Below are 13,669 nucleotides of genomic sequence, written 5' to 3' on the forward strand. Positions count from 1 at the left end.
ATGGGACCCGCGGGCATCGAGGGGGCGTGAGCCATGACTGCACTTGCTTCGGACGCCGGTCGCGCGAGGAGTGGGATCGTGCCGATCCTGTTATGCGTCGTGCCGTTCAGCCAGATTCCACTCGACGCCTACACGCCCGGCCTGCCGCAGATGGTGGTGGACCTGGCCGCTGACGCGGCGTCGATGCAGAACACCGTCACCGCTTACATGCTCGGCATGTCTCTGGCGCTGGTGCCCGTCGGTATTGCCTCCGATACGCTGGGCCGCCGCAAGGTGCTGCTCGCGGGACTGTCGGTGCTGATCGCGATGAGCATCGCCTGTGCGCTCGCCACCAGCGCATCGTTGCTGCTTGGCTTGCGCTTCCTGCAAGGCATCGGCGGCTGCACCTGCCTCGTCGTCGCTTATGCCGTCGCGGCCGACTGCTTTCGCGGTCGTGAGCTGACCGCGATCTCCGGCCTGTTAGGTGCCGCTTGGGGGCTTGCGCCCGTGCTTGCGCCGGCGGCCGGCGGCTTCATCGTCGAGCTGATGTCCTGGCGCGGTGTCTTCGTCATTATTGCCATCGCCGCGGCCCTCGTCGCCGCGATCGTGGTTTTTCTTCTGCCCGAAACCTTGCCGGCGGAGCGGCGCGCGCCGTTCGATCCGCGCCGCACGGCGGCGATCTTGCGCGAGGCGCTGGTCCGCCCGGGTTTCCTCGCCTTCGTGCTGGTGTTCGCGGCGGCCGCGAGCGCGCAGCTTGCGTTCGGCGTCGTCGCACCGTTCTTCTACCAGACCGGCCTCGGTTACTCGGCGGCGATCTACGGTCTCGTCGCGCTCGGCCTTGGCGGCGTCAATCTGGCCGGCGAGCTCGGCTGCGCGCATTTCGCACGCTTCATGCCGGCGCGCATGCTGGGCTTCGGCGCCTTCGCGCTGTTTCTGGCCGGCTCGGCAGTCCTGACCGTAACAGGCATGATCTTCGGACTCGATCTTGCCTCGATCACGGTCGGCGGTGCGCTGGTGCTCGGCGGCTGCGGCGTGCTGTGCCCGATGATGTACGGCATGGCGCTCGGCCTGTTCGAGCGCGACCACGGCCTGATCGGTGGCCTGATCAGCGCGCTCTGCTATCTCGCCGTCAGCGGTGCCATGGCGATCGCCGCGGTGCTGCCCGAAGCGACACAGGCGCCGATCGGATGGCTCTATCTCGGCCTCTGCGCCATTGCGGGGACGCTGCTGGCGATCTCGCTGCCCTCGGCGCGCCACGCCACACAATCCTAAGGAAGGAACCCATTCATGACCACTGTCGGTATTCGCGGCACGTTCTTCGACTTCGTCGACGATCCCTGGAAGCACATCGGCAACGAGCAGGCCGCTGCGCGCTTTCACCAGGACGGCCTCATGGTCGTCACGGACGGCGTGATCAAGGCGTTCGGTCCCCATGACAAGATCGCCGCCGCGCATCCGGGCGTCGCGATCACGCACATCAAAGACCGCATCATCGTCCCCGGCTTCATCGACGGTCACATTCATCTGCCGCAGACCCGGGTTCTCGGTGCCTATGGTGAGCAGCTCCTGCCGTGGCTGCAGAAGTGGGTCTATCCGGAAGAGCTCAAATACCGGGATCGCAACTATGCGCGCGAGGGTGTGAAGCGTTTCCTCGACGCGCTGCTGGCATCCGGCACCACCACCTGCCAGGCCTTTACCAGTTCCTCGCCGGTCTCGACCGAGGAGCTGTTCGAGGAAGCAAGCAGGCGCAACATGCGCGTCATCGCGGGCCTCACCGGCATCGACCGCAACGCGCCGGCCGATTTCATCGATACGCCCGAGAATTTCTATCGCGACAGCAAGCGGCTGATCGCGCAGTACCACAACAAGGGCCGCAATCTCTACGCCATCACGCCGCGCTTCGCCTTCGGCGCCTCGCCGGAATTGCTGAGAGCGTGCCAGCGCCTCAAGCACGAGCATCCGGACTGCTGGGTGAACACCCACATTTCCGAGAACCCGGCCGAATGCAGCGGCGTGCTGGTCGAGCACCCGGACTGCCAGGACTATCTTGGCGTCTACGAGAAGTTCGACCTGGTCGGGCCGAAATTCTCCGGCGGCCACGGCGTCTATCTCTCGAACCATGAATTCCGCCGCATGTCGAAGAAGGGCGCCGCGGTGGTGTTCTGCCCGTGCTCGAACCTGTTCCTCGGCAGCGGCCTGTTCCGCCTCGGCCGCGCCACCGATCCCGAGCATCGCGTCAAGATGTCGTTCGGCACCGACGTGGGCGGCGGCAACCGCTTCTCGATGATTTCCGTGCTCGACGACGCCTACAAGGTCGGCATGTGCAACAACACGCTGCTCGACGGCAGCATCGATCCGGCGCGCAAGGACCTCGCGGAAGCCGAGCGCAACAAGCTCTCGCCCTATCGCGGCTTCTGGTCGATCACGCTCGGCGGTGCCGAAGGCCTCTACATCGACGACAAGCTCGGCAATTTCGAGCCCGGCAAGGAGGCCGATTTCGTCGCGCTCGATCCGAATGGCGGGCAGATGGCGCAAGCGTGGCATCAGTCGCTGATCGCCGACGGCGCCGCCCCGCGCACCATGGACGAGGCTGCGAGCATGCTGTTCGCCGTCATGATGGTCGGCGACGATCGCTGCGTCGACGAGACCTGGGTGATGGGCAAGCGTCTCTACAAAAAGAGCTGAGCGGACGACAGCTCATGAGCGTATCGCCAGACGCAGCCGGCCAGCCGGTCGCCCTCGTCATCCAGCGCCGCATCGCCGACGACGGCTTTGCCACGTTCGCGCGCTGGAACGGCGAGGTCGGCGAGGTGCTCAAGGCGTGGCCCGGATTCCTGGGGCAGGAGGTGGTGCCGCCGCAGCCGCCTGCCCATGTCGATTGGGTGACGATCCTGCGTTTTGCCAGCCCGGCTGCCGCGCGTGCCTGGCTTCAAAGCGAGGTGCGGGCGAAGCTGATCGCAGAGGTGCAGCGCTTCTTCGTCGGTTCGGAGGATGTGCATATCCTGCCCGACACCGGCGTTCAGCGCGACAGCGCCGTCTCTGCCGTCATCTCGTTCAGGGTCCCCGACGGGCTCGAGGATGCGTTCCTGAAATGGCAGCAGCGCATCCAGGCCGCGGAGGCCGAATTCAAGGGATTTCTGCGCCACAAGATCGAGCGGCCGATTCCGGGGCTGCACGAGGAATGGATCATCATCCTGTCCTTCGACTCTGATGCCAATCTCAACGCGTGGCTGGACTCGCCCGTGCGGCAGACGCTGCTCAAGGAAGGCGAGCGCTTCAACGCCGGCATGAATGTGAAGCGGGCGAGCTACGGCTTCAATTTCTGGTTCCCGGCCGGCAAGACGCAGGCGCCGGAACAAGGACGGGAGTTCATCTGGAAGAGCAACCTCATCGTTCTCCTAGTGCTTTACCCTGTGGTTTATCTCTGGGGCACCTTCGTCAGCCGACCGTTCATCGAGAGCCACGGCGTCCCGGTCTGGCTGTCGCTGTTCGTCGGCAATCTCGTCAGCACCCAGCTGCTCGGCTGGTGGCTGGTGCCCGCAGCCTTCAAGGCGCTCGACTGGTGGATCACGCCGAAAGGGGCGATCGGTCGCCAGATCGCAGGCTACGCGCTTCTCGCTGTGCTCTATGCCGCCTCGATGGGTCTGTACGCGCTGCTGCTCGCGTGGCATTGGGGACGGTGAGACCGCCCACCGCGCTGTCGCGGGAGGGGCGGTCACTGGACAGCGACGGCCATGTTCGCCCTGACATTTCTCGGCACCTCGGCAAGCGTTCCGTCCGCGGAACGCAATCATCCGGCCCTTCTCGTGGAGGCCGCGGGCAAGCGCATCCTGGTCGATTGCGGCGAGGGCACACAGCGCCAGCTGTTGAAGAGCGGTTTGGGCTTTCGGCGGCTCGACCGCATGCTGCTGACGCACGCTCATCTCGATCACGTGCTCGGCATTCCCGGACTGTTTTCAACACTGGGATTGCGGCAGAGCGCCGAGGTGATGACCATTCACGGCGGGCCGGGCACGCTCGACATCGTCATCCGCATGCTCGCCGGCCTGTGGGGTGCGGGCAGGGCGCCGATTGCGGTCGAGTTTGCAGCCTTGAGCGAAGGACAGGTCGTCGACGCCGGTGACTTCACCATCGCCTGCTTTCCGGTCCGTCACCGCGACACCGATAGTTTCGGTTTCGTGTTCCAGAGCCCTGCACGTCGCCGTCTTCGGCCCGACCGCCTTGCGGCTCTTGGTGTGCCGGATGGTCCTGTCCGTGGTGAATTGGCTGCAGGACGGCCGGTCGCGATCGCCGATCGAATAATCGATCCGGAGGACGTCCTGGGGCCGCCGAGCGGCGGCAGAAAGCTGGTGGTGATCGGCGACACCGAGACGACCGAGGGATTGCCCCATTACGTTACCGACGCCGATATGCTGGTGATCGAGGCGACCTTCCTCGACCGCGACGCCGCGACCGCGCGGGACTACGGCCATCTCACCGCCGCAGAAGCGGCCGCTTTTGCTGCCGCGAACAATGTCCGCCAGCTCATGCTGACCCATATGTCGGGGCGGTACGAGGACGACGAGATTCTGGCTGAGGCGTCGAGGATCTTTCCGAACACCCGGATCGCCGCCGACTTCGATCATATCGTGCTCTAGTCGCAGCGGTGGCTGTCTTTCGACCTTGGCCACGTCCGAATGCCCGGCCAAGACAGCCATCGCCCTTGACGCTGGGACCGGCTGATTTTACGGCAGTGTCAGCAAATAACGAATATTCGTTGCGAACAACAACGGTCCGGCCATCGGAGGAAGTCTTGTCGACATCGTCACTCCACCCTCATGGCGTGTTCTCCGCCGCGCTGACGCCGCTCGATGCCGAGCTCGCGCCCGATCACGCGCGTTTCGTGGAGCATTGCCGCTATCTCCTAGACGAAGGCTGCGATGGCATCGCGATGCTGGGCACCACGGGCGAGGCCAATTCCTTTTCCGTCGCGGAGCGCATCGCGCTGCTCGACGCCGTCGTGGCTGCGGGCATCTCGCCGCAGCGGCTTCTGCCGGGCACCGGCGTCGCCGCGCTCACCGAGACCGTCGCGCTGACGCGTCACGCGCTCTCGGTCGGCGTCGACACCGTGGTGATGCTGCCGCCGTTCTACTACAAGAATGTCACCGATGACGGCATCTTCGCCTCCTATAGTGAAGTGGTGCAGCGCATCGGTGCTGCGCGCCTGAAAATCGTTCTGTATCACTATCCGCAGATGTCGGCGCAGCCGATCTCGCATGCGCTGATCGAGCGGCTGCGCAAGGCCTATCCGGCCACGTTCACCGGCATCAAGGATTCGTCCGGCGACTTCGCCAACATGACAGCGATGGTCGAGCGCTTCCCGGAGTTTGCGGTCCTCGGCGGCGCCGATCCGTTGATGCTGCCGCTGCTGCGCAAGGGCGGGGCGGGCTGCATCACAGCGACCTCCAACGTCGTCGCGCGCAGCCTGGCCTATGTCTTCAAGCACTTCGGTGATAGCGATGACGACCCGGCACTCAAGGCGGCGCAGGCGCGGATCGTGAAGGCGCGCGGGCTGGTCTCGCAATTTCCGCAGATGGCGTCGCTGAAGGCGCTGGCGGCCAATCGCACCAAGCATGCCGGGTGGCAGCGTCTGCGGCCGCCGCTGGAGGCCCTGCAGACGGACCAGCTGAAAGTTCTGCTCGCGAATGCCGCGGCATTCGCCGCCTCCGCCTAGCTCTGGTACGGACGACGAGGCGCACCGATGTCCAACTGCTTCCAGGATGTGCTTGCCGGGCTTGCCGCCATCCCGGGCAAGATTTTCGGCGTGGGAGCACCATGACGATGACGAGCGTTCGTCTGTTGGCCGACGATCTCACCGGTGCGCTCGACACCGCGGCGGAGTTCGTCGGCCTGTGCGGACCGTTCGATGTCATCTGGCCGGAAGCGTATGCGCCGCGAGAGTCTGGCAGCCTGGCAATCGACAGCGGCACCCGCGAGCGGTCGAAGGCCGAGAGCGTCGCGATCGTCGAACGACTGGTGCCGCACCTTCAGGGCGGCACGATCGCCTATAAGAAAGTCGACAGCCTCCTTCGGGGCGCGTGGGCGGCCGAGCTTGGTGCTTGCCTGCGCAGCGGCCATTGGGCCTCCTGCGTGGTCGCGCCCGCGTTCGAATATCAGGGACGCCGCACCACAGGCGGCCAACAACTTGCGCGCTCGGTGCATGGCGATTGGCATAGGGTCGGCGGTAATTTGCTGGATCAATTGAGGCAAGACGGCATCGAGGCACGACGGGGCGCGCCCGACACGCTCTCGCAAGGCGGCGTCCAGGTGTTCGATGCCGAGAGCGACCTCGACCTCGATCGCGTCGCCGAAATGGGGCGGCGCATGCCGGAGCCCGTGCTGTGGTGTGGCAGCGGCGGCCTGGCCGGCGCGCTGGCCCGCAGCCATCGTGCCGATGCGCCGAGCCAATTGAAGTTGCCGGTGCTGGGGCTGTTCGGCTCCGACCAGCCCGCCACCGCCTCACAGCTGGCGGCCTGCGGCGAAGCGATGATCGCGCTGGCGGAAGGTGAGGGCGCATCGCGCGCTCAGCGCAAGCTGGGCGACGACCGCGTGGCGATGGTCAAATTTTCTCTCGCCGAAGGTCTGTCACGCACTGAAGCGGCGCGGCGGATTGCGCGCGAAATGGCGGCGTTGATCGCGGCGCTCGATCCGCCCGGCACGCTGATCGTCGCCGGCGGCGAGACCTTGAAGGCCGCATGTCTTGCCCTTGGCGCGCATGCGCTCCAGGTCACAGGACGCATCGTACCGGGATTGCCGCGCTCGATCCTGCAAGGCGGACGCTGGACCGGCGTGGAAGTCGTTTCGAAGTCCGGAGCGTTCGGCGACAGCAAGCTGTGGCGTGACCTGCTCCGGGACAATCATCTGCTCAGAATGGGGAGTCCGACATGACCTCTCGTCATCTTGCCATCACCATGGGCGATCCCGCCGGGATCGGGCCGGAGATCATCGTCAAAGCGTGCGTTAGCTTGAAGGAGCGAATCGCGAAGGGCGACCTGCGCCTGCTGATCATCGGCAGCGGCGTGGCGCTCGATGGTGCCAAGGCCGCGCTCGGCGCCGATATTGCGATCCCGGAGGTGACGGCTGACGGTCGTGACTGGCCCAACCTGTGCTACCTGCAGGCGGACGCCGAAGGCGACCCGATCAGGCCTGGCGTCCTCAGTACCGATGGTGGCCGCTTTGCCTACAAGGCGATCGAGCAGGGCGTGCGCTTGACCCAGGCGGGCCGGACGGCGGCGATCGTCACCGCGCCGCTCAACAAGGAAGCGCTCAACAAGGCCGGCTATCATTTTCCCGGTCATACCGAGATGCTGGCGCATCTCACCGGCGTGCGCGGCTCGGTGATGCTGCTCGCCCATGGCAACATGCGCGTCAGCCACGTCTCGACCCATGTCGCGCTGGAGGACGTGCCGAAGCGCCTGACGCCGGAGCGCCTGCGCATGGTGATCGACCTCACCAACGACGCGCTGCGCCGGCTCGGCATTGCCAAGCCGAAGATCGCGATTGCCGCGCTCAATCCGCATGCGGGCGAGGGCGGCCTGTTCGGCCGGCAGGATATCGACGTGTCCGCGCCGACGATCGCCAAGGCGGTTGCCGATGGCCTCGATGTCGTCGGCCCGGTGCCGGGCGACACCATCTTCGTCAAGCTGCGCGCCGGCCAGTACGACGCTGCGGTCGCGATGTATCACGATCAGGGGCACATTCCGGTCAAGCTGCTCGGCTTCCAGGTCGATCCCGCGACCGGTCGCTGGCAGGAGCTCTCGGGCGTCAACATCACGCTGGGCCTGCCGATCATCCGCACCTCCGTGGATCACGGCACCGCCTTCGACATCGCGGGCAAGGGCATCGCCAACGAGCACAGCCTGATCGAGGCCATCGACTATGCCGAACGGCTCTCCGCCGGCGCCTCGGCATCCACGTCATGAGATCGAACGCACGATGACCAACGCCTTCACGGCCATCGAAATCCAGTGTCCCACCATACTCGAGTTCGGCGGTGGCAGCGCGATGGATCTCACCGAGCTTGTTGCCGTGATGTGTACCAGCGGCGTGGCGCGCAGGCACGACGCCGTGATCTAGGCAGCGATGATGCGCCCCTTGATCGCGAAAAGATCCGCTGGATCGTATCGCTTGAATTGATCTGCCAGCTTCAAGTCGGGAGGAGGGTCCCCCGCTACCGAGCTTTCTTCCAGAATCGTGAACCCGGCTTCCTTGAACATCCGCACATAGTCGCTGTGACGAAGGCGGTTCACATACTGCTTGCCACTGTTGAACGGGCGCCACTCTTTCTCCGAGTAGCGCAGGAAGTTCAGACGAGAGACCGACTTGTCCGACCGCGCATAATGATCGCTGTAGTCGATCGAGTGCGTGGTGATTCCCTTTGTGACCGCCCGCAGCGCCGTCAGGAGCTTTGCAAGCTGATCGGCCGGCACGTGCTCAAGAACTTCGTTCGAGCAGGAGCAGTCGACGGGCTCGTCGTCCTGGCTCACATAGTGCGGCGCGAGGTAGTTGACTCCGAACCGCTCCAGATCGTCCCAACTCGACAAGTTGAGCTGCCCCACCAGGATGCGATCGGCTGCGTGCTGGACCAGATCGAGCTTGCCAAGCCGCTCAACATCGCAGGCGATGACCTTTTCGACACCAAGCCGCCGCAAGGCGAGTGGAACGGCCAGATCGCGGCCAGCTCCGACCTCAAGAACGGTTTTGGGCGTCCCACCCCGATGGCGGGCGTAATCCTCTATGACGCGATGCGCGATCCCGGCCAGAGCGTCCAGTGTCTTGGCCCGGCGAGGCCAGTTCCGCGTGACGTGGCGCTGCAGGAAATAATGCGCGTGAGCCCCGCCCGGTAATGCGAGCGCGCGAAATGCCAGTGCTTTCAACCGCCAGTCCATGGCTGCTGGTCTATTATGCGTTGAACACCTTGTCTATGACCTGATCTGCAATCAGAGAGCTGCCGGCCGGTTGGCCATCCCGCCCTTGCGTTCCGTGCTCGTCGCGGCCGCGCAGAGCTGTCTCGGTCGTGCCTCGAATCGGCGTCGGCGCGGATCATGGTTTTGCTGCGACCAAGTCGCTCGGCTACGCGACCTGTCTTGATCTGCGCGCCGCGGATCCAAACGGAGCACAGCATCGACAAGGACATTGGCAGGCACCTGAGCCTGACCGTCACGAAAGACTAGACCGCGAACGCCGAGGCGGCTATATGACCGGCCTGCGAGCCGCTGATTTGCAGAGCTTTCGGCAATGCTTGCAAAACTTCCGAAGAAAGCTTAAGGATTTCAAGCGCTTCGGTGGGGAATGGTGTAACGGTAGCACAACAGACTCTGACTCTGTTTGTCTTGGTTCGAATCCAGGTTCCCCAGCCAATTCCAGGTCGTTTTTCACAGGATCCAACCTCCCTGTACGCCGCTCGGCAGGTCCGTGTGGCCGAGTGACCGCGCCGCCGCTCGCGACGGTTTGCCTCATCCTGAAAATCGCGCCTCGCCGTCGGATCGCCGCGCTCTTCATCGTCCTTGGGCCGTACAACCCAAGGAGATCCGTGATGCCCTATGTCGATGGCTTCGTTCTGGCCGTGCCCAAGCACAATATCGAGGCCTACAAGACGATGGCGAAGAGCGCCTGCGCGCTCTGGATGGAGCATGGTGCGCTCGACTATGTCGAATGCATCGCCGACGACGTCCCCTATGGGGAGCTGACCTCGTTTCCGCGCGCGGTAATGGCGACGGAGGACGAGGTCGTTGTGTTCGCCTGGATCGTCTACTGCGACCGTGAGACCCGCGATGCCGTCAACAAGAAGGTGATGGAGGACCCGCGGCTGAAGATGGAAGGCATGCCGTTCGACGCCAAGCGCATGATCTATGGCGGCTTCACGACGCTGCTGCAGGCGAGCGACGTCGTCGGCTGAGAGCCGGGCAGAGCCTAGCTCCGCGTTGCGTGCCCTATTTCAGCCTGCAGCAGCAGCAACAGGCAGCTGGCGAGCCGCCTCTCCATCTCCTTCGACGACAGCGATAGCGGTCCGGGATCGTTGAGGATCGCGTTCACCAGCGTTCCGAGCACAACCTGGAAGCCGAAGGCGATGGCGCGAATCTTTGCCGGCTTGCGGCCCTTGCCCATGGCGGGGAGCAGGAGAGGGGGGACGCGTTCGGTGGTTGCCCTTGCCAGGGCCTTGAAGGGCGTCCATTTGTCGGGGCGCGTGTCGTCGTGCTGGAGCGCGGCGCGCAGCACACCCTCGTGGCTGCGCATCCAGACGATGATGCCGCTGACCATGACCTGGCAGAGCTCGTCGAGGCCGGCCTCGTGTGACGGCGGGCGGATCTCGCTGAGCCGCTGCTCGCCGTCGCGGGTGGCCAGCGCCATCAGCGCGTTGAAATAGCTCTCCTTGCTCTCGAACCGGCTGTAGAAGGCGCCGACGGTGGCGCCGACTTCGCCGCACAGCGCCTCGATCGAGAGTTCCGCAAGGCTGCGCGTCCTCAGCATCGCGGCGCCGGCGCGCAGCAGCGCCAGCGTCGTTTCCCGGCTGCGCTTCTGCCGCGAGGGGGCCACACCCGGCAGGTCGAAATCGCGAAGCTCCATCAGTCCGGGCCGTGGGCGCATCCGTGCTTGCATCCGTCAAAAATCATAATCATAGTTCTGATTATAATTTAGGGCGGCGCGAGCCGCGGGTCAACCGCGGGCGCCGAGACAACGAAACGCGACCCGGCAGGGAGGATCAGATGAGCGCAGGTAGCGGAACGCCGTTCCGCGGCAGCGTCGGCAAGACGGTTGCGGAATCGACACCCTGGTGGCCGGATCCGCCTAGGCCGCCCGCGGGCGCGCCGAACGTCCTCGTCGTGCTGTTCGACGACGTCGGCTTTTCCGATTTCGGCTGCTACGGCTCGGCGATCAGCACGCCGACCATCGACAGGCTGGCCGCGGAAGGCCTGCGCTACAGCGGTTTCCACACCACGGCGATGTGCTCGACCACGCGCGCGGCGCTGCTCACCGGGCGCAACCATCATTCCGTCGGGGTCGGGTGCCTCGCCAATTTCGATTCCGGCTATCCCGGCTATCGCGGCAAGATCGCGCGTGAGGCCGGGACGCTCGCCGAGATGCTGCGCGTGCACGGCTATCGCAACTACATGGTCGGCAAATGGCACGTCACGCCGCTGACCGAGAGCGGCGCCACCGGCCCGTTCGACGGCTGGCCGCTCGGGCGCGGCTTCGATCGCTTCTACGGCTTCCTCGACGCCGAGACCGACCAGTACGCGCCGGAGCTCGTCTCCGACAACACGCATATCGATCCGCCGGGGTCCTATGCCGACGGCTATCACCTGACCGAAGACCTGATCGACCGGTCGATCCGTTTCATCGGCGATCACCTCGCCGATCGGCCGGACGTGCCCTGGCTCACCTGGATCGCGCTCGGCGCCTGCCACGCGCCGCATCAGGCGCCGGCCGACATCATCAGGAGCTACGACGCTGCCTTCGCGCACGGCTGGGACGTCGAGCGGGAGCAGCGTCTGGCGCGCCAGAAGGCGATGGGGCTGGTGCCCGAGAGCACACGGATGCCTGCGCGCAATGATGGCGTAAAGGCCTGGGAGGAGCATTCGGCCGACGAGCGCCGCGTCTTCACGCGCCTGCAGGCGGCGTTTGCCGGCATGCTCGATCATTCCGACCGGCATCTGGCGCGGCTGGTCGCATTCCTCGACACGGCCGGCATCCGCGACAACACCGTGATCATCGTGATGTCCGACAATGGCGCGAGCCAGGAGGGCGGGCCGCTCGGTTTTGTCAACGCGATGGGGCCGTTCAATTTCAAGCCGGAGCCGATCGCGGAGAAGCTCGCCCGCATCGACGATATCGGCGGGCCGGACACCCACAGTAATTTCCCGCATGGCTGGGCGATGGCGTCCAACACGCCGCTGCGCCGCTACAAGCAGAACACCCATGGCGGCGGCATCCGCGATCCCTTCGTCATCAACTGGCCGAACAAGATCGCAGCCAAAGGCGAGCTGCGCCACCAGTTCGTCCACGCCTGCGATCTCACCCCGACCTTGCTGGAGCTGATCGGCATCGAGGCGCCCACGACAATCGCGGGCTGCCCGCAAATGCCGCTCGAAGGCGAGAGCTTTGCGCGTTCAATCCTGGACGCATCCGCGCCCTCAAAGATTTCAGCCCAATATTTCGAGATGTTCGGCCATCGCGGTCTGTGGCAGGCGGGGTGGAAGGCGGTCGCCTTTCATCCGTCGGGCACGCCGTTCGAGAACGATAAATGGGAGCTGTTCCATCTCGACGCGGATTTCTCCGAGACCAACGACCTTGCGGCAGCGGAGCCGGAGCGCCTCGAACGAATGATCGCGACCTGGTGGGAGGAGGCCGAGAAGCACAACGTGCTGCCGCTCGACGACCGCTTCGGGCCGCGCTTTGCGGAGAATGCCGCGCGCTTCCACCGTGCGCGCCACCGTTTCGTCTTCCACGCCGGCATGGGCCACGTGCCGACCGACGTCGCGCCCGACGTGCGCAGCCGCAGCTACACGATCGAGGCGCATGTCGAGACTGACGAGGCGGGCGCCGACGGCGTGCTGATCTCGCACGGTGACGCGACCTCGGGCTACAGCCTCTATGTCAGCGACGGCCATCTCGTGCACGATCTCAACATCGGCGGCAGCCACCAGATCGTTCGGTCGGACCGCAAGGTGCCGTCGGGCGCCCGGCGGCTCGGCGTGCATGTGAATCGACTCGTGCGCAAGGAGCCGCCGGCCAAAGGCGCGCGCACCGGGGTCAGCGAGTACACGCTGCTGATCGACGGCGAGCCGGCGGGTTCGCTGCAGACCCAGCTCGGTTTCCACACGCTGATCTCGTGGTCCGGCCTCGACATCGGCCGCGATCGCGGCAGCCCCGTGTCGCATTACGAAGCGCCGTTCGAGTACGAGGGACGGCTGCTCCGCGTCACCGTGACCATGCATGACGACCAGAAGCTCGACGGCGATGCCGTCGGCAACGCGCAGATGGCGCGGCAGTGAGAGGGAAGGGCGCTGCATCCGCGCCGTCGTTGCGAGGCGCGCACGCCAGCGGGAAACGGGAGAGCCTTTACTTGATCTTGTCGTAGGCTGCGGCGAAGTCGCCGAGCGGCATCGGGATCGCGATCGTCTCCTTGGCCATGTTCTGGAAGGAAACCTTCAACTGCTTGCCGGATCGCAAGGCCGCGAGCAGGTCCGCCGCGACCGGGGTCGAGGCGTAGCAGCCGCGGTTCTCGCAGGTCTGGATCTGGAGGTCGAAGGTCTTGCCCTCGTCGACCTGAAGCTTGGCGCCGACGGGAAGATTGAGGCCGAGCGGCAATTGCAACAGCGCAATCGGCGTGCGCGTGTCGGGCGCGATGCGGATGTTGATCAGGACGACGGTCTGGCCGGTCTTGGTCAGCACCGCGTTCTGCTCCATCGCGCATTCGAGCGCGGCATCGCGGCTGGCGCTGGTGCAGCGCACGATCCAACCAGGCTGCCCGGGCCCGCCGTCCGCCTGCGACTGCTGCGTCGGTGCCGGCGCAGGCTGTGCCGCCGGGGCAGGGGCGTTCTTCTTGGCGCCCTGCTGGGCATACGCGGCGCCCAGGGGCAGCAGGGCAGCAGCGGCGAGGGCGACAAGTCTGGATTGCAAGAGCATGGCGAAACCGCGTTGGCGTGAA

Annotated in this window: 13 protein-coding genes and 1 tRNA gene; 11 read left to right on the forward strand and 3 right to left on the reverse strand. The window is 65.5% G+C overall.

Going from position 1 to position 13,669, the window contains the following annotated elements; translation table 11 throughout:
• Positions 1 to 78 precede the first annotated feature (78 nt).
• The 8 genes from X268_RS11595 to X268_RS40015 all read left to right on the forward strand — a co-directional run bounded on the left by X268_RS11595 (position 79) and on the right by X268_RS40015 (position 8,094).
• Positions 79 to 1,251, forward strand: a complete 1,173-nt coding sequence (locus tag X268_RS11595) for a multidrug effflux MFS transporter (RefSeq protein ID WP_245477858.1) — start codon at positions 79 to 81, stop codon at positions 1,249 to 1,251.
• 15 nt (positions 1,252 to 1,266) lie between these two features.
• Positions 1,267 to 2,664: a guanine deaminase gene (gene guaD, locus X268_RS11600; RefSeq protein ID WP_128925081.1), complete on the forward strand. Its 1,398-nt coding sequence runs from the start codon at positions 1,267 to 1,269 to the stop codon at positions 2,662 to 2,664.
• A gap of 14 nt (positions 2,665 to 2,678) precedes the next feature.
• Positions 2,679 to 3,662: an antibiotic biosynthesis monooxygenase gene (locus X268_RS11605; protein WP_128925082.1), complete on the forward strand. Its 984-nt coding sequence runs from the start codon at positions 2,679 to 2,681 to the stop codon at positions 3,660 to 3,662.
• A 51-nt stretch (positions 3,663 to 3,713) separates the two neighbouring features.
• Positions 3,714 to 4,616, forward strand: coding sequence for a ribonuclease Z (gene rnz / locus X268_RS11610; protein WP_128925083.1), 903 nt, complete (start codon positions 3,714 to 3,716; stop codon positions 4,614 to 4,616).
• A 155-nt stretch (positions 4,617 to 4,771) separates the two neighbouring features.
• On the forward strand, positions 4,772 to 5,692 hold the full coding sequence (locus tag X268_RS11615) for a dihydrodipicolinate synthase family protein (protein WP_164937671.1): 921 nt from the start codon (positions 4,772 to 4,774) through the stop codon (positions 5,690 to 5,692).
• Between the two features lie 107 nt (positions 5,693 to 5,799).
• Positions 5,800 to 6,906, forward strand: a complete 1,107-nt coding sequence (locus X268_RS11620) for a four-carbon acid sugar kinase family protein (protein ID WP_128929224.1) — start codon at positions 5,800 to 5,802, stop codon at positions 6,904 to 6,906.
• Positions 6,903 to 7,940: a 4-hydroxythreonine-4-phosphate dehydrogenase PdxA gene (pdxA, locus tag X268_RS11625; RefSeq protein WP_128925084.1), complete on the forward strand. Its 1,038-nt coding sequence runs from the start codon at positions 6,903 to 6,905 to the stop codon at positions 7,938 to 7,940. The genes X268_RS11620 and pdxA overlap by 4 nt, the downstream gene beginning before the upstream one ends.
• Positions 7,941 to 7,953: 13 nt before the next feature.
• The gene (locus tag X268_RS40015) at positions 7,954 to 8,094 is read left to right on the forward strand and encodes a hypothetical protein (RefSeq protein ID WP_245477860.1); all 141 of its coding nucleotides are present in this window, start codon (positions 7,954 to 7,956) and stop codon (positions 8,092 to 8,094) included.
• On the opposite strand, the gene X268_RS11635 is transcribed toward X268_RS40015, so the two are convergent.
• On the reverse strand, positions 8,091 to 8,906 hold the full coding sequence (locus X268_RS11635; protein ID WP_128925085.1) for a class I SAM-dependent methyltransferase: 816 nt from the start codon (positions 8,904 to 8,906) through the stop codon (positions 8,091 to 8,093). The two genes, X268_RS40015 and X268_RS11635, sit on opposite strands and share 4 nt — an antisense overlap.
• Positions 8,907 to 9,303: 397 nt before the next feature.
• On the opposite strand from X268_RS11635, the gene X268_RS11640 reads away from it, so the two are divergent.
• Positions 9,304 to 9,377 (forward strand) — tRNA-Gln (locus X268_RS11640).
• Between the two features lie 176 nt (positions 9,378 to 9,553).
• Positions 9,554 to 9,916 (forward strand): DUF1428 domain-containing protein, encoded by a 363-nt coding sequence (locus tag X268_RS11645; RefSeq protein WP_164937672.1) that lies wholly within the window; start codon positions 9,554 to 9,556, stop codon positions 9,914 to 9,916.
• A gap of 14 nt (positions 9,917 to 9,930) precedes the next feature.
• Here the strand turns inward: X268_RS11645 and X268_RS11650 are convergent, their stop codons facing one another.
• Positions 9,931 to 10,605, reverse strand: coding sequence for a TetR/AcrR family transcriptional regulator (locus tag X268_RS11650; protein WP_164937673.1), 675 nt, complete (start codon positions 10,603 to 10,605; stop codon positions 9,931 to 9,933).
• 119 nt (positions 10,606 to 10,724) lie between these two features.
• On the opposite strand from X268_RS11650, the gene X268_RS11655 reads away from it, so the two are divergent.
• On the forward strand, positions 10,725 to 13,013 hold the full coding sequence (locus X268_RS11655; protein ID WP_128925088.1) for an arylsulfatase: 2,289 nt from the start codon (positions 10,725 to 10,727) through the stop codon (positions 13,011 to 13,013).
• Positions 13,014 to 13,080: 67 nt separating this feature from the next.
• Here the strand turns inward: X268_RS11655 and X268_RS11660 are convergent, their stop codons facing one another.
• Positions 13,081 to 13,647, reverse strand: a complete 567-nt coding sequence (locus X268_RS11660; protein WP_164937674.1) for an invasion associated locus B family protein — start codon at positions 13,645 to 13,647, stop codon at positions 13,081 to 13,083.
• Positions 13,648 to 13,669 lie beyond the last annotated feature (22 nt).

The organism is Bradyrhizobium guangxiense (assembly GCF_004114915.1).
In the GTDB taxonomy this organism is placed as follows: domain Bacteria; phylum Pseudomonadota; class Alphaproteobacteria; order Rhizobiales; family Xanthobacteraceae; genus Bradyrhizobium; species Bradyrhizobium guangxiense.